The sequence below is a fragment of the Bradyrhizobium sp. USDA 4502 genome, assembly GCF_054063355.1.
In genome coordinates this window covers 4,255,852-4,273,275 of sequence record NZ_JBSSGF010000001.1, presented here as the reverse complement: position 1 = coordinate 4,273,275, position 17,424 = coordinate 4,255,852, and the positions used below count along the sequence as shown (strand labels likewise).

Here is a 17,424-nt window from a genome sequence, read left to right as displayed (position 1 = left end):
TCGTCTTGTGGGCAAACAAAAAGGCCCCGGCAAAACCGGGGCCTTTCGGATATCGCAATGCTGCAGTGATCAGCGCGAATAGAATTCGACGATCAGATGCGGCTCCATCTGCACCGGGAATGGCACGTCCGAGAGGCCGGGGGTGCGCGCGAACGTCGCGGTCATCTTGGAGTGATCGACCTCGATGAAGTCGGGCACGTCACGCTCAGGGAGCTGGGCCGCTTCCAGCACCGGCGTCAGCTGCTTGGAGGAGTCCTTGACCTCGATGAGGTCGCCGACCTTCAGCTTGTAGCTGCCGATGTTGACCTTGCGGCCGTTCACCTTGATGTGGCCGTGGTTGATGAACTGGCGCGCGGCGAACATCGTGGAGACGAACTTGGCGCGGTAGACCACGGTGTCGAGACGGCGCTCCAGGAGGCCGATCAGGTTCTCGCCGGTGTCGCCCTTCAGGCGGCTGGCTTCGACATAGATGCCGTGGAACTGGCGCTCGGAAATGTTGGCGTAGTAGCCCTTGAGCTTCTGCTTGGCGCGCAGCTGCACGCCGAAGTCGGAGAGCTTGCCCTTGCGGCGCTGGCCGTGCTGGCCGGGGCCGTATTCGCGGCGGTTCACGGGGCTCTTCGGGCGGCCCCAGATATTCTGGCCCATGCGGCGATCGATCTTGTACTTCGCCTCACTGCGCTTTGTCATCGCGTCCTCTTTGTACAGCCGTCGCACCCAGCGCCCGGCGTTTTGTCAGTCTAGGGTTTGAGGAGACGCGCCCTCCTGTGTACCGGCCAAAAGGCCTGTACCGACAGGTCCGCCTCGAAAGCTCGGGGAGGACCACGGGTCGCGAAACGCATCGCGGGCCAAAACCGGCCCGCGAGCAAGGTGGTCTTAAGGAGAAAGTCCGGTTCTGTCAAACAAAACGCAGGGCATTTTGGGCCGAATCGGCGTCAAAATTGGCCAATTTCGTCCGTTAGAGGCGGCTTCCGGCCGCCCGGACCAGCCGGGCATCGGCTTGCGGCCGGCCCGCGCCCAGTTCGGCGGCGATTTCGCCGCCCAGCACCTGCTCGAGGCGGATCAAGGTCTGCGCGATCAGGGCGGCGTCGCAGACCAGATGGTCCCAGCGCACCACCACGTCGACGGTGTGGTCCGGCCTGATCACGCCATAGCTCAACAGGAATGGCCCGGGGCTCAGCGCGTGCAATTCGCCGGGGCCATAGGCCGCGACCGAGGTCACGCCAAAGCTGCCGCAGAAATTGGCGCGCTGCCGGCCAAAATTCATCCCGATCGCCCACGCCAGGCGGCGCAGCGGAAGCGGCAGGCGGGTCACGCAGAGCATTTTGCGGAACGAGGGAATTTCGTGCAGCGGCGCGGTCTTGGCGCGGCGGATGAGCGCGTCGACCTCGGCGAGCGGCATCTCGTCGGCGGCACAGACGCGCTCGAACAGCACACAGTCCTCGCCCTTCTCGACGCGGGCAATCGCCACCATGCCGACGCTGCGCGGCAACTCGTAGAGGCAAGGCCAGGGCCATTTGACGTGCAGCGTGCGCAAGGTTGGCTCGGTCCTGGCGACCAGCGCGAATGCCTTGACGAAGATGGCGGCCCAGCCCGGTGCCTGCGCCGCACGTGCACGAGCCTCGACGATTGCCCGCACGTTCAGGGTGCGCTTCAGGGAGACCAGCGGCACGCCGGCCGATGCATGCATCAGATCGGCGACGAGACGGCGCGGCAATGAAATTTGACGAAATTTACCGCGCATCCGTTCGGTTCAGTTCCTTAGCAAACAGGCAAAAAATCAAAGGCCCGGCGAGCTCAAATGGTTGCTCGCCGCACCTGAAGCTCAGATGAACCAACTGGTCGGAGACCAAGGGGTTCTGCTCACGGCGCTGGTTTTGCCAACGGCTCGCCGGCCTTGACCACATAGACGCCGAGCACCTTGAGCGGCTGGTCGCCGGACGTCTTGGCGTCGTGCACCGCGCCTTCCGGGATCTGGTAGGAATCGCCCGCCTTCAGCTTCAGCGGCGGCTTGCCGTCGATCAGAAGCTCGAGCTCGCCTTCGAGCAAATAGCCGGTTTCAGCGCCGGGACGGGTGTGACGTCCCGACGCACCCCCGGCCGGAACCTCGGCGATCGCGGTGACCGTGTTGTAGCCCGGCGGAAAATCGACCTTCTGCAGCGCCGTCCGCTTGATGCCGCTCTGCTGCGCCAGCGCAGCGCCGGCACCGGCAAGGGCAATCACGGTGAGACCAAGCAGTAATTTCCTGAACATGGATTTTCTTCCCAACCCGCGAATCTCTAGCAGCGCGGAATCGCGGCGGAAAGCGGGCGATGTGTGATGTGCACTTGCGACGTTGGGATTAGTCGGTTCATCCAATAGCGCAGGTTTGCGCAGCTTATTCATGAGCTACTCAGGCGAACGAGCTGTATCGGCGACACGCATCGTTCACTCCGTCGCAGGCGCGATGCCGGAAGTTGCACCCGCGGTTCCTTCACGACGTGACTGGAACCTGCTCGCCGGCAGCTGTGAACAAGCGGAGCGCCGCGCGGCCGCGTTCGACGCCTACCGCTTGATCCCCGCGAACGCGGCCGCAATGCCGCGCTGGAACAGCGACCAGTCGAAGCCGAGCGCGAGCGCGAGGTAGCCGCGCTCGATCATCGCATTGGCCTGTTCGGCGGTGCGTGCGACGCCGCCGATCGGCACGCCGCTCTTCATGATGCCTTGTTCGGCGCGCTGCATCAGCGCGACCACTTCGGGATCGTCGGGCAGACCGCGCTTGTCGATCGAGGTGGCGAGATCGCCGGGTCCAATCACCGCGAGGTCGATGCCCGGTGTCGCCATGATCTCGTCGATGCGGTTCACGGCATCGACGTGCTCGATCGTGATCATGCAGATCATGTCGTCGTCAGCGGTCGCCATGTAGTCGTTCATCGAGACGCCCCAGCGGAACGGCGCATGGAACGGTCCCCAGAGCCGGTCGCCTTGCGGCGGATAGCGCACGCTGCGCACCGCCTTCACCGCATCGCTTGCGTTGCAGATCATCGGAAAATTGATGCCGAGCGCACCGATGTCCATCGGTGCCTTGGCGAGATGCGGCTCGTTGGCGGCGATCCGCACCATCGGCACGCAGGGCGTGCCCGAGGTCGCCACGATCATCGCATGGGCGGTGCCGAGATCGATCGGCCCGTGCTCGAGATCGACGATGATCCAGTCCAGCGACTGCGCCATGATCTGCACGGTCTGGATGCTCGGAATGGTCGCGATCGCGCCGAAGGTCGGGCGCTTGTCGCGCCACGCCTCGCGCAGGCGATTGAGCGGCGTCAGCGGGGCTGCGGTCAAATTCGGTCCTCCTTCGAAGGAGAGCAGAGGCTAGCAGCGCGTTGTGACGGCGAAAAGGATCAGGCCGGGACGCGGCCGCCGAAGAATGGCGTCAAGGCTTCCGTCAGCGCGTGCGGGCGCTTCGAGGTGAAGATCATCTCGGCGCCGGCCTGGTCGCTCTCGTGGCCGGCAGGGCCGAGCAGGTCGGCGACGCGGCGTGCGATCGCCGGCGCCGGATCGATCCAGTCGACCGGCCAGGGCGCGAGCCTCCTGAGGCGTTCCAGCAGCAGCGGATAATGCGTGCAGGCGAGCACGACGGTGTCGGTGCGGGTGGGGTCGTGGGCGCCATCGCCGACGAAGCAGGGCGCGAGCTCGGCCGCGATATCCTCGTCACGCACGCTCGCGCCGCTGAGGGCGGCCTCCGCCAGCGAGGCGAGCTCGCCGGAGCCGACCAGCGTCACCTCGCAGCCCTGCGCAAAGTCCGAGATCAGCTTGCGGGTATATTCGCGCTTCACGGTGCCCCTTGTGCCGAGCACCGACACGCGCTTCGTTTTCGACGAGGCGCAGGCCGGCTTGATCGCCGGCACGGTGCCGACGAAGGGCAAAGGATAGGCGTCGCGCAGATGCGACATGACCAGGGTGGATGCCGTATTGCAGGCGATCACGACGAGGTCGGGCGCGTGGGCCGCGATCAGCTCACCGACCAGCGGCACCACACGGGCGATGATCTCGTCCTCGCCGTGGTGGCCATAGGGGAAAAAGGCGTCGTCGGCGACATAGACGTAATGCGCGTCGGGCCGGGCGCGGACGATCTCGCGCAGCACGGTGAGGCCGCCGAGGCCGGAATCGAACACAAGGATGGTCGGGGGAGTGGACACGCGAAAACTCTATCCGAAGCAGGGTTACCATTCAGTTGTTTTTGGCTATCCGGCCGCTTCGGCCGACAAAAGGCGGTGAAGCCGGGAATTTCACATGGCCTTGACCGATAGCTGCAAGTATCACGGCAAACTATTGCTGCGACGTGTGAAATCCAAAAATGCGGCCGCAAGGGGGCCACGCGACATGATCCGCAATACCGCCGCGAGCTGGGGCTCGCTCGCCCGCGCGTTCCACTGGGTGCTCGGCATCGCCATCATCGGCATGCTGGCCTATGGCTGGTGGATGAACCACGTCCCGGCGCGGGCGGACAAGTTCTTCTACCGCTCGATCCACGCCGATATCGGCTACCTGGTGCTGCTGCTCACCGTGCTGCGGCTGGTCTGGCGCGGCGTCAACCCGACGCCGGCGCTGCCGGCCGAGATGCCCTCCTGGCAGCGGATCGCCGCCCGGGTCAGCCACGGCGCGCTCTACGCCGTCACCCTCCTGGTGGCGATGCTGGGGTGGTCGCATTCCGGCGCCCGCGCCCAGGATTATTCGAGCTTCTTCGGCCTGTTTCACGTTCCCCAGATCACCTCGCCCGACAAGGCGGCGGCGGATGCCTTTGAGGATCGCCACATCTTCTTCGCCTATGTCTTGCTGGCGCTGATCGTGCTGCACCTCGCCGCGGTCGCCCTCCACCACTTCGTCAAGCGCGACCGTGTCGCCGCGCGGATGGTGGGGACAAGCGAGGTCGACCCCGCCCGCTAGGCGGGGGCGGCCGGCTCTGTGCGTTCCAAAAATGGTCGCCCGCGCGGGGACACCTGCGCTACCCTGTGACGAACGGGGGCGGCCATCGCGGTTCGAATGCTCATGAACGATTCTGCACGACATCAAACGAACTGGCGCATGCCGGACGAGGGCGCCCCGCATGCCGCCACCTGGATGGCCTTTGGCGCCGACGTGGAGCTCTGGGGCACGAAGCTGCTTCCCGTCATCAGAAATAATCTCGCCAGCGTTGCCAAGACAATCGCGGTCTATGAGCCGGTGAAGATGCTCGTGCGCGAGGAGGACTACGACATCGCCGCGCGGCTGTGCGGTCCCTCGGTCAGCCTCGTCGTTCAACCGCTCGATGATGTGTGGCTGCGCGATACCGGACCGGTCTTCGTGACCAATCCGGCCGGGCAGCTCGGCGCCGTCGGGTTCAATTTCAACGGCTGGGGCAACAAGCCGCAACCGTATGCACGCAAGCAGCATCTATATGCACGCGATGCCAAGGTGGCAGAGCATCTGGCCGGAGCCGCGCAGGCAATCTTCTTGAAGGCCGATCTGGTGCTGGAAGGCGGCGGGATCGAGGTCGACGGCGAGGGGACGGCCATCATCACCGAGAGCTGCGTCCTCAACCCAAATCGCAATCCCGACGTCCCCAAGGCGAAATGCGAAGACGAATTGTCTCGCCTGCTCGGACTGGACAAGATCATCTGGCTACCCGGCTGTCACAACAAAGACGACATTACCGACGGCCATACCGATTTCTACGCGCGCTTCACCAGCCCGGGCGTCGTTGTCGCGGGCCTGGAGATGGATACGTCGTTCGACGATTACGAGGTGACGAGAGAACACCTGGCAATCCTGCGCAAGTCGACAGACGCAAGAGGTCGACACCTGAAGGTCGTGGAGTTGCAGGGACCGTCGACGGTCCGTCCAAAGTACGGAAACGACGACGGCTTCGCCGCCGGCTACATCAATTTCTACGTTTGCAACGGTGCCGTGATCGCGCCGGAATTCGGTGATGCGGCAGCGGACCGCAACGCGCGCGACAAGCTGCGCGACCTGTACCCGGACCGGGAAATCATCCAGCTCGATATCGACGGCATCGCCGCCGGTGGCGGCGGCATCCACTGCGTGACGCAGCAGCAGCCGCGCTTGTGAAAGCTGGCGGCCCGGTCGCGAAGCGGGCGACCGGGCCGTGGCTGCACGAGCGGCGCTAGCCCGCCGGCATCTGCTTCTCGACCAGCCGCACCCAGTAGGAGGCGCCGTGGCCGAGGATGTTGTCGTTGAACTTGTAGGCGGGGTGGTGGCACATCGGACCGTCGCCCATGCCGAGGAAGACGAACGCGCCGGGTCGCGCTTCCAGCATGAAGGCGAAATCCTCGGCGCCCATCACCGGCACCAGATTGTCGTTGACGCGGTCGGCGCCGACCACATCGCGGGCGACCTCGGCGGCGACGCCGGCCTCGCGCGCGTGGTTCAACGTCACCGGATACATGCGTCCATAATCCGTCTCGGCCGAGCCGCCATAGGCCTTGGCGATGCTGGAGGCGACCTCGCCGATCCGGCGCTCGACCAGGTCGCGCACACCGGGATCGAGCGTGCGCACGGTGCCGCCCAGCGTCACGGTCTCCGGGATCACGTTGAACGCGGTGCCGGCCTCGAACATGGTGATCGAGATGACCGCCGATTTCAGCGGGTCGACATTGCGCGATACGATCGACTGCAGCGCATTGATGATCTGGGCGCCGATCAGCACGCTGTCGACCGCCTCGTGCGGGGCGGCGCCGGCGTGGCCGCCCTTGCCGTGGACCACGATCTTCAACGTGTCTGACGAGGCCAGCATCGGGCCCGGCGTCGTCGCGAAGTAACCCTCGGGCAGGCCGGGCATGTTGTGCAGGCCGTAGACCTCCTGGATGCCCCACCGGGTCATCAGCCCGTCGTCGACCATCGCCTTGCCGCCGGCGCCGCCTTCCTCGGCGGGCTGGAAGATCACGACCGCGGTGCCGTCGAAATTGCGCGTCTCGGTGAGATATTTGGCGGCGCCGAGCAGCATTGCGGTGTGGCCGTCATGGCCGCACGCGTGCATCTTGCCGGGAATCTTCGAGGCGTAGGCGACGCCCGAGGCCTCCGCGATCGGCAGCGCGTCCATGTCGGCGCGCAGGCCGATGGTCTTTCCCGAAGTGGACTTGCGGCCGCGGATCACGCCGACCACGCCGGTGCGCCCGATCCCCGTCACCACCTCGTCGCAGCCGAACTCGCGCAGTCTGTCGGCGACGATGCCGGCGGTGCGGTGGACTTCGTAGAGCAGTTCGGGATTCTCATGGAAGTCATGGCGCCAGGCGGCCATTTCATCCGAGAGGGCGGCAACGCGATTGACGATGGGCATGGGGAGCGTCCGTTTCTTGTGAACTTTGGTGGGCGGGTCAGCGTAGCGTAACCCGCCGACTTGTCACGCGGGAATGGCGTCAGTATCCCGGATGAGCGCAAGCGATATCCGGGGATATGCACAACCAGCCCCGGGTGTCGCTGCGCTCACCCGGGCTACGGGAACGGGCTACAAATTCGCCAGCCCGCATTCGACGGCGAGGCGGACCAGCTGGGCGTCGGTCCGCATGCCGGTCTTGGCCTTGATGAGGTAGTGATAGTTCTGCACGGTCTTGGTGCTGAGGTTGAGGTTGGCGGCGATCTGCTCCTTGGTGCTGCCGGCGGCCAGCTGCCGGAGGATTTCGATCTCGCGCTCGCCGAGCTGGTCGAGCGCCGATCGGGTCGGCACCAGGCTTTCCATCGCCAGCACGCGGGCGACGTCGTCGCTCATCGCATGCTCGCCGCGCGCCACCGAGCGGATCGCCGCGATCAGCTCGGCCGGTTCGCTGCCCTTGGTGACGAAGCCACTGGCGCCGGAGCCGAATGCCGCTTTCACCTGGGCCGCCTCGCTGTGCATGCTGAAGACGAGGATGCGCGCGTCGGCGTCGCGGGCGCGGATGTTGCGGATCGCTTCCAGTCCGCTCGCACCCGGCATCGAGATATCCATCACCACCACGTCCGGCTGGTGCGACTTGAACGCGCGATAGGCACTGGCGGCGTTGTCGGCTTCGGCGACCACGTGGAAATCGTCCTGATGCTCGAGCACGCGCCGGTAGCCCTGGCGGACCACCGGATGATCGTCCACCAGCAGGATCGAGATGCCCCGAATCTTCGCCGTTGTCGTCGTCACGGTTGTCATCTCAGGCGGCGAGCGGGATCGTGGCGGCGACCGACAGGCCGCGGCTGGCGCGCGCGATCGACAGCGAGCCGCCGAGGGCGGTGACGCGTTCGCTGACGCCGGTGAGGCCGAAGCCCGCGGATTGCGCCACCTTGGCCGCATCGCCGCCGCCGTCGTCCTCGACGCGCACCAGCAGGGCGTTCTCGCTTCCGGTGCGCCGCTCGATCCGCAGCACGATCTCGCGCGCCGAGCTGTGGCGCAGCGCATTGGTCAGGCATTCCTGCGCGACGCGATAGGCGGTGGCGGCGACCGTGCCGCTGATGTCGGCAAGGTCGCCCTGCAGATCGAGCTGGATCATCGGCTGCGCCGTGCGCGACCGCCAGCTGTCGACGAGATCGACGAGGCTTGCCTCCAGCCCGAGCTCTTCGGCCGGCGGATGGCGCAGCCGGTTCAGTGTATCGCGCAGGCACGCCATGATGCGGCGCGTCGCCTGCGAGATCATCCGTGCATCCTGCGCAATTTCGGTGCCGGCGGCGTACTTGTCTCCGGCGCTTGCCTCGATCGTGTTGGCGAAGGCGAGGATCGCGGTGAGATTCTGGCCGAACTCATCGTGCAGCTCGCGCGCCAGCGTGCGGCGTTCGTCGTTGCGGATTTCGAGCAGCCGCCTGGTCAGCACCGTGCGTTCCTCCTCGGCAAGCGCGAGGCGGTCGCCGAGATCGCTGACGGCGCGCCCGATCATCGCGAGCTCCATCGAGCGGACGCGCGGCAGCGGCGTACGGTACTCGCCGTCGGCCATCCGCCGCAGCGCCGACACGATCGAGTGGGCGGGCGCCAGCGTGTGCGCGATCGCAAGCGAAGCGAGCAGCGCGATGGCGAGGGCCATCAACAGCGCGACATGGATGTTGTCGAGAATGTGCTGCCAGGCGAGCGCGATCGCGGCGTCCGGATCGGCGATGGCGCGGACGGTTCCCGCGGTCGCGGCGCGGGCGCTGATCGGCCGCTCCACGGTGGCGTGATCGCCGAGTATCATCTGCACGGTGGCCGCGAACCAGCGCGGCGGCGCCTTGCCGATCCCCTTGCTCTGGCCGCAGAGCGGCTTCTCGAAGGCGCCGGCCGGTTCGAACTGCACGCAGATCCCGGGCGCGATCAGGCCCATGGTTTCGATGGTGCGCCAGTCCGGTGCCGGCAGCAATTGCTCGCGCATCCGGTTGCTGCGCAGCAGCAATTCGCGCCAGTACAGCGCCTCGAGCGATTGCGAAACCCGCTCGGCGGATGCCTGCGTGGCACGATCGACACTGCGATAGGCGTCGATCGTGGCCCAGACGGTGGCCGCGCCGAGGCATAGCGCGACGATCACGAGCAGGCGGGCGACCAGTTGAAGCACAAGGCGCATGCGATCACTCCACGGCCAGAGCATGATCCGGAACGGAGAGAAGCGGCTGGTCATGCTCAAACGAGAGGTGCGATGCTAACAGCACCGCTGTTCCCCGCCAATCGCAAGCATGCGAAGCTATGCAGGTCGGGAAATTTGCCTGACGGAATCTGGGCAGATGTCTTTGGACGGCGCAGGCCGGCTCTGCTCTAACGGAAGGTGAGGCCCGCGCCGCGCCTCACGGAACACAGGGAGCTCACGCAGCATGGATGCCAAGGTCGACGTCGCGGCCGCATCGGCCGGCACGGACGCGGCGGAGCGCAGCGCCCTGCTGCTCTGGATGATCTTCACCGGCCTTTCGGTGTTCGCCGCATTCCTGCTGTGGCGCTACGGGCTGATCCGCCTCATGATCAGTTCCGACCGCACCTACATTTCCAGCGTCATCGCCGTCCTTTACATCGTCACCTGCATCCATTGCTTCTGGCGGACGCGGGCGATCGCGCGGGAAGGCGAGGTCGCGCGCTCCTGCCGCACCATCCTCGCCGCGCCAGATGGCGCCAAGATCCTTGCATCAGGGGCGCTCGCATCAAATGCCCGCGGCCTGCCCGGCGGGCTCGTCACCGATCACATCAAGAGCCTGGTGCAGAAGGCCGAGGCGCAGGCCAAGGGGCGCATCGACCAGACCCTGCTGCTGCGGACGCTGGCGGACCGGCTGCGCGGGTCCAACGGCTTCGGCGCCTTCGTCTCCGACACGCTGATGAAGCTCGGCCTGCTCGGCACCATCATCGGCTTCATCATCATGCTGGCGCCGATCGCTTCGCTGGATGCCGCCGACAAGGTCGCGATGAAATCGTCGATGGGCCTGATGAGCGACGGCATGGCGGTCGCGATGTACACGACGCTGGCCGGGCTGATCGGATCGATCCTGGTCCGGATCCAGTACTACATGCTCGATTCCGCGACCCAGCGGGTGTTTTCCGACGCCGTCGTGCTGACCGAGACGCACGTCACGCCGGCCCTGGAACGTCGCCTCGGTACGCCGTCATGATGGATGAGTTCGGGCTCTATCCGCGTGAGGAGCCGTTCGATCCGCTCGGCGTGATGCTGTTCAAGGCGCTGCAGGTCATCGCCTTCCTGTTCTTCCTGGCGCTGCTTGCGGTGTCGCCGGACTCCAAGGAAGGCAAGATCGAATCCAAGGCGGAGTTCATCATCACGATGGACTGGCCGGACAACCATCCTGACGATCTCGACCTGTTCGTGCAGGATCCGGCCGGCAACATCGCCTGGTACCGGCATCGCGAGGCCGGCTTCCTGACGCTCGATCGCGACGACCGCGGCGGCGCCAACGACTTCATCGTGGTCAACGGCAAAAAGATCGCATCGCCGATCCGCGAGGAGATCGTCACGCTGCGCGGCGTCGTCGCCGGCGAATACACCGTCAACGTCTCGCATTTCCAGGCGACGACCGGCCAGCCAGTGCAGGCCAATGTGAAGGTGCAGAAGCTCAATCCGACCGCGCAGGTGATCTTCGACGACAAGCTGACCGTCGATCACACCGGCGACGAGAAGACCGCGGTCAGGTTTCGTCTCGATGCCGAGGGCAAGGTGATCAACGTCGACCGGCGGCCGAAATCGCTGCTCGAGACCTTCCGCAGCAGTTGGCGCAACGGCGGCGACCTCGATCCGAACACCGGCGTCCCGAAATCCGGCGTCAGGGTGCTCCGCAATGATTAGCTTGCAGTCGGTGATCCTCACGCTTGCGGTCGCATACGCGGTGGTCGGTGCGCTGCTCTTGATCGTGCTGGTCTATGCGCGGCTGCACTGGTCGCTGAAGGCTGTCGTCATCGTCGTGACCAGCGCGTTCTATTTCGTCAGCTTCGGCGGCATGCGCGATCTGCTCGGCTGGGCGTCCGCGGAAAAATTGCCGGCGAATTTCAAGCTGCTGTCGACGCGGATCGTGGAGCCGCATTCGCTGGAGGGCGACCCCGGCTCGATCTATCTCTGGGTCGAGGAGCTTGACGAGGACAACCGGCCGAGCGCGATCCCGCGCGCTTTCCGCATTCCCTATAGCGACGCGCTGGCGGAGCAGACCCACACCGCCGAGAACGAGATCAAGGCCGGGCACCCGCAAGGCGGACGGGCGGCGGATTTCGGCGGCGGCGACGGCACCATCATGGACTTCGTCAGGGAGTACATCACGCCGAAGACGATCCTGGAGACGACCGGCGGTGATTCCACGACGGGGACGTTCGTGGCCCCGCCGGCCGGCGCGCAAGGGTCGGTGTTCACGCCGCTGCCGCCGCCCCGGATGCCGCCCAAGGACGAGCAGCGATAGCGGGATGCCTCCCCGGGAGGGTGGCACAAAAATAGGGATCGGGAATAATCAGTCAGCGGGATGGACAGTAATCATCCGGAATTCCTCAATTGCCTGAAGCGTGTACTCTTGGAGCTAACCGGGGCTAGATTTTATCCCCAAGCCATTTTTCCCGGCAAAGGGGCCGCTGCGTGAAGCGGCCCCTTTCGATTCCGGTGGCAAGGTACGGCGAGGGGCCGGCGCGTCGAGGCGGGCTCACAGCACCGTCAGGAATGCGATCGCAAGAACCATCAGCCACCCGACAATGACAAGCGAGACCACCGCGCCCGCGGTGATCTTGGCGATCTCCTTCAAGGTCACTGGCCGGTCCATGCAAGTCTCTCCCAAGTAGCCCCGAGCGAGACATAGGCGCGGATTGGCAGATCGCCCCCGCTGCTCACGGAACGTTGTAGCGCCCATCAGCCGGGGGCTTGCCCGGGAGGATCGCTGTCATTTCACAAAATATTGTCTGACAGATATTGAAATCTGTCAGCGGGATGGTGTATATACTCATCAGCCCAAGGGAGGAGGGCGCCCAGTGGCTGTTCCGGCGTTTGGCCGGCGGAGCCGGACTTAATTTGACTACCTCGAAGGACTACCTCCATGACCATAGAAATCTTTCAATTGACCGCCCAGATTCAACAGTGGCTCAATCTTCGCGTCGCCCGCCACTTGGCCGCCCAGGCCGCCAAGTTCACCCGCGGGCAGGACAGCGATAACCAGACGGTAAACGCATGAACGAGGCGGTGGTTTTGACACCCGAGCGGATCCTTGAGGCAACTGAGGATGTCTTGAGGCGCTTCGGGCTGACCAAGGCCACCGTTGTCGACGTTGCCCGCGCGCTGGATGTCAGCCACGGCAGCGTCTACCGTCACTTCCCCAGCAAAGCCTCACTGCGCGATGCCGTCGCCAAGCGCTGGCTCGACCGCGCCAACGAGCCGCTGTGCAAGATCGCAGCCGGCGATGGCCCGGCGCCGGAGCGGCTGGAGCAATGGCTGCGCACCGCCTTCACGATCAAGCAGAAGAAGGTCTGTGACGATCCCGAGATGTTCGCGACCTACCTGGCGCTGGCGCAGGACGCGCGCGAGGTGGTGGAAGCCTACAAGGACAAGCAGGTCGATCTGATCGCGAAAATCCTGTCCGACGGTGTCGCGCAGGGCGTGTTCGAGATCGACAATGTGAAGGCGACCGCGCGCGCTGTGTTCGACGCCACCGTCCGCTACCATCACCCGGCGCATGCTGAGGAATGGGCCAAGCCGGAATGCCCGGGGCGGATCGATGCGCTGCTGGCCCTGCTGCTGAAGGGCCTGCGGGTCTGCAAGCCCTAGCTGAGCTTTCTGCCGACATCCCCTGACCACCTGATGCCTTTGGCCCGATTGCCGGCCCGGGGCCGCGTGTGCTTGATATCGGATAGGGATCAGCAACGCGGATCACGATGCGGCTTGCACTGTTCGCCGATATTCACGCCAACCGGCAGGGCTTCGCCGCCTGCCTCGACGCTGCGCATGCGCGCGGCGCCGAGCGGCTGATCTGCCTCGGCGATATCGTCGGCTACGGCGCCGATCCCGAATGGGCCGTCGACACGGTGATGGACCTCGTCGCGAAGGGCGCGGTCGCGGTGCGCGGCAATCATGACAATGCGATCGGCGTACCGAGCGACAGCATGAATGCCGAGGCGCAGGCCGCGATCGACTGGACCCGCGGCCGGCTCAGCGGCGAGCAGAAGGCGTTCCTCGCCGAGCTTCCGATGTCGCGGGAGGAGGACAATCGGCTCTACGTGCACTCCGAAGCTTCGGAGCCTGCGAGGTGGCGCTACGTGCGCGACACCGCCGACGCCGCGCGCAGCATGATGGCCACCGAGCTGCAGATCACGTTCTGCGGCCACATCCATCGTCCCGGCCTCTATTCGATGTCCTCGACCGCCAAGATGACGAGCTTCGTTCCGACTTCGGGCATCGCCGTTCAGTTGCTGCCGGGGCGGCGCTGGCTTGCGGTGCTCGGCTCGGTCGGCCAGCCACGCGACGGCGATCCCGCGGCGTCGTTTGCGATGTTCGATACCATAAGCCGCGAGATTACCTTTCATCGCGTGCCCTACGACGTCGCAACCGCGGCGGCGCGGATCAAGGCGAACGGCCTGCCGCACTGGCTCGCCGACCGCCTGCCGCTCGGCCGGTGACGCCGATGGCGGCGCTGGCGATGCAGGCGGGCGCCGAGATCGATGGCTTCACCATCGGCGAACGCGTGCACCGCGGCGGCATGGCGACGCTGTGGAGCGTCACCCATCCCGGCATCACCGTGCCGCTGCTGATGAAGGTGCCGCTCACCTCGGAGGGCGAGGATCCGGCCGCGATCGTCAGCTTCGAGATGGAGCAGATGATCCTGCCGCGGCTGTCGGGGCCGCACGTGCCGGCCTGTTTCGGCACCGGCGACTTCGAACGCCAGGCCTATGTCGTGATGGAGCGCATCCCCGGGCAGACGCTCTACAAGCGGCTCGGCGAGCTGCCGATGCCGTATGAGGAGGTGAGGGTGATCGGCGGCAAGGTCGCCACCGCGCTCGCCAGCCTGCACCGGCAGAACGTCATCCATCACGACATCAAGCCGAGCAGCATCATGTTCCGCGAGCGCGGCTCGGCGGTGCTGATCGATTTCGGCCTCTCGCATCACCGGCATCTGCCCGATTTGTTGCAGGAGGAGTTTCGGCTGCCTTACGGTACCGCGCCCTACATGGCGCCGGAGCGCCTGCTCGGCGTCCGCGACGATCCGCGCAGCGATCTGTTTTCGCTCGGCGTGCTGCTCTATTTCTTCACCACCGGCGTGCGCCCGTTCGGCGAGACCGAAAGCCTGCGCGGCATGCGCCGGCGGCTGTGGCGTGACCCCTATCCGCCGCGCGAGCTGAAGCCCGACTATCCGCCTTGGCTGCAGGAGATCGTGCTGCGCTGCCTGGAGATCGACCCCGCCGCGCGCTATCCGACCGCGGCGCAGCTTGCCTTCGATCTCGGCCATCCCGATCAGGTGAAGCTGACGGCGCGGGCGCAGCGGCTGCGCCGCGATCCGCTCAGCACGGTCTGGCGCCGCCGCTTCAATCTCGGCGCGGTGCCGCCGCGGCCGAAGTCCGATGTCGCGGCCCAGCTCGCCTCGAGCCCGATCGTGGCCGTCGCGCTCGATATCGGCGAGGGTGCCGAGGCACTGAACGACACCATCCGCGTCACCGCCGAGCGGGTGCTGTCGACCTCGCCGTCGGCGCGGCTCGCCTGCGTGAATGTGCTGAAGCTCAATCGCCTGGCGATCGACCGCACCCATGACGAGCAGGGCCAGAACAAGCATGTCGACCGCCTGGTGGCGCTGCAGCACTGGGCGCGGCCGTTCGGGCTCGAGGAGGGGCGGCTGACCGTGCATGTGCTGGAGGCGATCGATCCCGCCGCCGCGATCCTGGAATTCGCCGCGGTCAACCTGGTCGACCACATCATCATCGGCGCGCGGCAGAACTCGCTGCGGCGCGCGCTGCTCGGCAGCGTGTCCGCCAGGGTCGCGGGGGAAGCGCCGTGCACGGTGACCGTGGTGCGGCCGTCGCGGCTGGCGTCGCAAGCGGACGACGGCGAGGGCGATGAGGCGGCGGAGCAAGCGGCGAATGCCGCGGCCACGCCGGCCGCAGTGTTCTAGCTCCCCCGGATCATCAGATCGCTTCGCCGCGTGCCTCGGCCGCCGCATGGCGGATCGCGGCGATGTTGGTCTTGTAAGCCTCGACCGTGCCGCCCTTGAACACGGCGGATCCCGCGACAAAGGCGTTGGCGCCGGCGGCCGCGAGCTGGCCCGCGACGTCGGGTGCAACGCCGCCGTCGACCTCGATGTCGATCGGGCGGCCCGCGACCATCGCCCTGACATCGCTGATCTTGCCGATCGCCGAGCGGATGAAGGCCTGGCCGCCGAAGCCGGGATTGACCGACATGACCAGCACGAGGTCGATCAGGTCGAGCACATATTCGATCGCGCTCGCCGGCGTTGCCGGATTGAGCGAGACGCCGGCCTTCTTGCCGAGCGCGCGGATCGCCTGCAGCGAGCGGTGCAAATGCGGGCCGGCCTCGGCATGCACCGTGATGTGGTCGCAGCCCGCCTTGGCGAACGCTTCCAGGTAGGGATCGCAGGGCGAGATCATCAAATGGGCGTCGAAGATCTTTTTGGTGTGCGGCCGCATCGCCTTGATGACGTCGGGGCCGTAGGAGATGTTCGGCACAAAGTGTCCGTCCATCACGTCGAGATGGATCCAGTCGGCGCCGGCCTGGTCGACGGCGCGGACCTCCTCGCCGAGCTTTGAGAAATCCGACGCCAGGATCGACGGAGCGATAACGAGGGGACGCGGGGTGAATGACTGAGTCATGTCAGCTGTTCCGGAAGACTTCAGGGGGCGACGGGTGAGTCCGCCTAACATGCGGACGCGTGGCGGGCAATGCGAGCGGACGGCGCTCTGCGACCGGAAAATTCTTCCGCCGGCGGCAGCTCTTGCCGGGTGCGCGGAACCCGCTTCGAAGTGGGAACGCCTGGTTTTACTGGGTTTTTGCCATGGCACGCCCTTTGCTCAGCCACTGACCAGCGTTAGAGCCGCCAGGCGCGGCCCTGTTGGAGTATTGCCATGCTGTTCGCCCTTGGCGCTGCGTCGTCGGCCATTGACCTCTTGAGCTCGCTGATGTCGTCGAAGTCGACGACCCAGACCGGCGGCTCCAGTCAGGGGACTAAGACCACCGGCCTGTTCGCCCCCTCGACCGGTACATCGACGTCGACAGGCAGCAGCACCGGTACCGGCTCGGGCAGCGGCTCTCCGCAGATCTCGCCGCTGACGATGGGCGCGCTGATTTCCGCGCAAAGCCAGTCCCAGACCGCGGTTTCAAACAGCCCGACGGCGGCCAGCCGCTCGGATGCGCTCAAGGACCTGTTCTCGCAGATCGATGCCGACGGCAACGGCAAGATCACCCAGTCGGAATTCGAGAACGCGCTCGGCGCCGGCGGCACCAACACGGCGCAGGCCGACGACGTGTTCTCCAAGCTCGACAGCAATGGCGACGGTAACGTCAGCCTCGACGAGATGTCCCAGGCCTTGCAGGGCCACAAGGGCGGCGGCCATCATCGCCATCACATGGCCAGCGGCTCGACCGACGGATCCGGCTCCGGCGCGGGCGGATCGAGCTCCGATCCCTTGATGCAGGCGCTCGACGGTGCGACCTCGACGTCGGTGACCAACAGCGACGGCTCGACCACGACGACGACGACCTATGCCGACGGCTCGAAGGTGGCGATGACGACGCCGGCCGCATCCTCCGCGACCCTCAACGCGGCCTCGTCCTACAATATCGTCGAGCAGCTGATCCAGCGCCAGGCGAAGGCGATCTCGGCGCAGGACTTCGCTGCGATTTCGGTCAGGGCCTAAGGCGAATTTGCTACTAGCCGTCATTGCGAGGAGCTCGGCGACAAAATTGCAAAGCAATTTTGCGCTGAAGCGACGAAGCAATCCATGTCTCCGCAAGCGGCGAGATGGATTTGGATTGCTTCGCTTCGCTCGCAATGACGAAGGCGGCGCCG

19 protein-coding genes are annotated in these 17,424 nt (G+C 65.9%); 10 read left to right on the top strand and 9 right to left on the bottom strand.

From position 1 onward, the window contains the following. Window positions 1–69: 69 nt before the first annotated feature. The 5 genes from rpsD to murI all read right to left on the bottom strand — a co-directional run bounded on the left by rpsD (window position 70) and on the right by murI (window position 4,175). Window positions 70–687: a 30S ribosomal protein S4 gene (gene rpsD, locus ACVW1B_RS19880; RefSeq protein WP_076828559.1), complete on the bottom strand. Its 618-nt coding sequence runs from the start codon at window positions 685–687 to the stop codon at window positions 70–72. Between the two features lie 268 nt (window positions 688–955). Beyond that, the gene (locus tag ACVW1B_RS19875) at window positions 956–1,741 is read right to left on the bottom strand and encodes an acyltransferase (RefSeq protein ID WP_253607955.1); all 786 of its coding nucleotides are present in this window, start codon (window positions 1,739–1,741) and stop codon (window positions 956–958) included. A 119-nt stretch (window positions 1,742–1,860) separates the two neighbouring features. Next, complete coding sequence (locus tag ACVW1B_RS19870; RefSeq protein ID WP_253607956.1) at window positions 1,861–2,250, bottom strand: cupin domain-containing protein; 390 nt, start codon at window positions 2,248–2,250, stop codon at window positions 1,861–1,863. 291 nt (window positions 2,251–2,541) lie between these two features. Continuing rightward, the gene (locus tag ACVW1B_RS19865) at window positions 2,542–3,318 is read right to left on the bottom strand and encodes an HpcH/HpaI aldolase family protein (RefSeq protein WP_456822072.1); all 777 of its coding nucleotides are present in this window, start codon (window positions 3,316–3,318) and stop codon (window positions 2,542–2,544) included. 59 nt (window positions 3,319–3,377) lie between these two features. Next, window positions 3,378–4,175, bottom strand: a complete 798-nt coding sequence (gene murI, locus ACVW1B_RS19860) for a glutamate racemase (RefSeq protein ID WP_057018411.1) — start codon at window positions 4,173–4,175, stop codon at window positions 3,378–3,380. A gap of 184 nt (window positions 4,176–4,359) precedes the next feature. Between murI and ACVW1B_RS19855 the strand changes: the two genes are divergently transcribed. Further along, window positions 4,360–4,923 (top strand): cytochrome b, encoded by a 564-nt coding sequence (locus ACVW1B_RS19855; RefSeq protein ID WP_456822071.1) that lies wholly within the window; start codon window positions 4,360–4,362, stop codon window positions 4,921–4,923. Window positions 4,924–5,061: 138 nt separating this feature from the next. Then, on the top strand, window positions 5,062–6,084 hold the full coding sequence (locus ACVW1B_RS19850; RefSeq protein WP_057018413.1) for an agmatine deiminase family protein: 1,023 nt from the start codon (window positions 5,062–5,064) through the stop codon (window positions 6,082–6,084). Window positions 6,085–6,139: 55 nt separating this feature from the next. Here ACVW1B_RS19850 and ACVW1B_RS19845 read toward each other — a convergent pair whose 3' ends face one another. From ACVW1B_RS19845 to ACVW1B_RS19835, 3 genes are all read right to left on the bottom strand, one after another. Beyond that, the gene (locus ACVW1B_RS19845) at window positions 6,140–7,312 is read right to left on the bottom strand and encodes a M20 aminoacylase family protein (RefSeq protein WP_076828489.1); all 1,173 of its coding nucleotides are present in this window, start codon (window positions 7,310–7,312) and stop codon (window positions 6,140–6,142) included. Between the two features lie 168 nt (window positions 7,313–7,480). Next, a complete protein-coding gene (locus tag ACVW1B_RS19840; RefSeq protein ID WP_253607959.1) occupies window positions 7,481–8,149 on the bottom strand; it encodes a response regulator in 669 nt (222 codons plus the stop codon). A 1-nt stretch (window position 8,150) separates the two neighbouring features. Further along, window positions 8,151–9,521, bottom strand: a complete 1,371-nt coding sequence (locus tag ACVW1B_RS19835; RefSeq protein WP_076828560.1) for a histidine kinase — start codon at window positions 9,519–9,521, stop codon at window positions 8,151–8,153. A 244-nt stretch (window positions 9,522–9,765) separates the two neighbouring features. Here ACVW1B_RS19835 and ACVW1B_RS19830 point away from each other — a divergent pair, with 244 nt between their 5' ends. From ACVW1B_RS19830 to ACVW1B_RS19800, 7 genes are all read left to right on the top strand, one after another. Continuing rightward, window positions 9,766–10,548, top strand: coding sequence for a MotA/TolQ/ExbB proton channel family protein (locus ACVW1B_RS19830; RefSeq protein ID WP_253607960.1), 783 nt, complete (start codon window positions 9,766–9,768; stop codon window positions 10,546–10,548). After that, a complete protein-coding gene (locus ACVW1B_RS19825; protein WP_076828495.1) occupies window positions 10,545–11,234 on the top strand; it encodes a hypothetical protein in 690 nt (229 codons plus the stop codon). The genes ACVW1B_RS19830 and ACVW1B_RS19825 overlap by 4 nt, the downstream gene beginning before the upstream one ends. Continuing rightward, window positions 11,227–11,835 carry a hypothetical protein gene (locus tag ACVW1B_RS19820; protein WP_253607961.1) on the top strand — a complete coding sequence of 203 codons (609 nt, stop codon included), beginning with the start codon at window positions 11,227–11,229 and terminating at the stop codon, window positions 11,833–11,835. Before ACVW1B_RS19825 ends, ACVW1B_RS19820 begins: the two co-directional genes overlap by 8 nt. A gap of 621 nt (window positions 11,836–12,456) precedes the next feature. Next, window positions 12,457–12,591: a hypothetical protein gene (locus ACVW1B_RS19815; protein ID WP_016843141.1), complete on the top strand. Its 135-nt coding sequence runs from the start codon at window positions 12,457–12,459 to the stop codon at window positions 12,589–12,591. Then, window positions 12,588–13,181, top strand: coding sequence for a TetR family transcriptional regulator (locus ACVW1B_RS19810; RefSeq protein WP_028336783.1), 594 nt, complete (start codon window positions 12,588–12,590; stop codon window positions 13,179–13,181). The genes ACVW1B_RS19815 and ACVW1B_RS19810 overlap by 4 nt, the downstream gene beginning before the upstream one ends. 107 nt (window positions 13,182–13,288) lie before the next feature. After that, window positions 13,289–14,029 (top strand): metallophosphoesterase family protein, encoded by a 741-nt coding sequence (locus ACVW1B_RS19805; protein ID WP_456780276.1) that lies wholly within the window; start codon window positions 13,289–13,291, stop codon window positions 14,027–14,029. 5 nt (window positions 14,030–14,034) lie between these two features. Continuing rightward, a complete protein-coding gene (locus tag ACVW1B_RS19800) occupies window positions 14,035–15,513 on the top strand; it encodes a serine/threonine protein kinase (protein WP_456822070.1) in 1,479 nt (492 codons plus the stop codon). A 13-nt stretch (window positions 15,514–15,526) separates the two neighbouring features. Here the strand turns inward: ACVW1B_RS19800 and rpe are convergent, their stop codons facing one another. After that, window positions 15,527–16,228 carry a ribulose-phosphate 3-epimerase gene (gene rpe, locus ACVW1B_RS19795; protein ID WP_028339914.1) on the bottom strand — a complete coding sequence of 234 codons (702 nt, stop codon included), beginning with the start codon at window positions 16,226–16,228 and terminating at the stop codon, window positions 15,527–15,529. Window positions 16,229–16,480: 252 nt separating this feature from the next. Between rpe and ACVW1B_RS19790 the strand changes: the two genes are divergently transcribed. After that, entirely contained in the window at window positions 16,481–17,272 is a 792-nt protein-coding gene (locus ACVW1B_RS19790) for an EF-hand domain-containing protein (protein ID WP_253607964.1), read from the top strand. Window positions 17,273–17,424 lie beyond the last annotated feature (152 nt).

Coding starts and splice junctions, on each gene's coding strand:
- ACVW1B_RS19850 (WP_057018413.1), top strand. CDS start 5,062: ATGCCGGACGAGGGCGCCCCGCATGCCGCCACCTGGATGGCCTTTGGC.
- ACVW1B_RS19840 (WP_253607959.1), bottom strand. CDS start 8,149: ATGACAACCGTGACGACGACAACGGCGAAGATTCGGGGCATCTCGATC.
- rpe (WP_028339914.1), bottom strand. CDS start 16,228: ATGACTCAGTCATTCACCCCGCGTCCCCTCGTTATCGCTCCGTCGATC.
- ACVW1B_RS19845 (WP_076828489.1), bottom strand. CDS start 7,312: ATGCCCATCGTCAATCGCGTTGCCGCCCTCTCGGATGAAATGGCCGCC.
- ACVW1B_RS19825 (WP_076828495.1), top strand. CDS start 10,545: ATGATGGATGAGTTCGGGCTCTATCCGCGTGAGGAGCCGTTCGATCCG.
- ACVW1B_RS19815 (WP_016843141.1), top strand. CDS start 12,457: ATGACCATAGAAATCTTTCAATTGACCGCCCAGATTCAACAGTGGCTC.
- ACVW1B_RS19855 (WP_456822071.1), top strand. CDS start 4,360: ATGATCCGCAATACCGCCGCGAGCTGGGGCTCGCTCGCCCGCGCGTTC.
- ACVW1B_RS19830 (WP_253607960.1), top strand. CDS start 9,766: ATGGATGCCAAGGTCGACGTCGCGGCCGCATCGGCCGGCACGGACGCG.
- ACVW1B_RS19875 (WP_253607955.1), bottom strand. CDS start 1,741: ATGCGCGGTAAATTTCGTCAAATTTCATTGCCGCGCCGTCTCGTCGCC.
- rpsD (WP_076828559.1), bottom strand. CDS start 687: ATGACAAAGCGCAGTGAGGCGAAGTACAAGATCGATCGCCGCATGGGC.
- ACVW1B_RS19800 (WP_456822070.1), top strand. CDS start 14,035: ATGGCGGCGCTGGCGATGCAGGCGGGCGCCGAGATCGATGGCTTCACC.
- ACVW1B_RS19835 (WP_076828560.1), bottom strand. CDS start 9,521: ATGCGCCTTGTGCTTCAACTGGTCGCCCGCCTGCTCGTGATCGTCGCG.
- ACVW1B_RS19870 (WP_253607956.1), bottom strand. CDS start 2,250: ATGTTCAGGAAATTACTGCTTGGTCTCACCGTGATTGCCCTTGCCGGT.
- ACVW1B_RS19805 (WP_456780276.1), top strand. CDS start 13,289: ATGCGGCTTGCACTGTTCGCCGATATTCACGCCAACCGGCAGGGCTTC.
- ACVW1B_RS19790 (WP_253607964.1), top strand. CDS start 16,481: ATGCTGTTCGCCCTTGGCGCTGCGTCGTCGGCCATTGACCTCTTGAGC.
- ACVW1B_RS19810 (WP_028336783.1), top strand. CDS start 12,588: ATGAACGAGGCGGTGGTTTTGACACCCGAGCGGATCCTTGAGGCAACT.
- ACVW1B_RS19820 (WP_253607961.1), top strand. CDS start 11,227: ATGATTAGCTTGCAGTCGGTGATCCTCACGCTTGCGGTCGCATACGCG.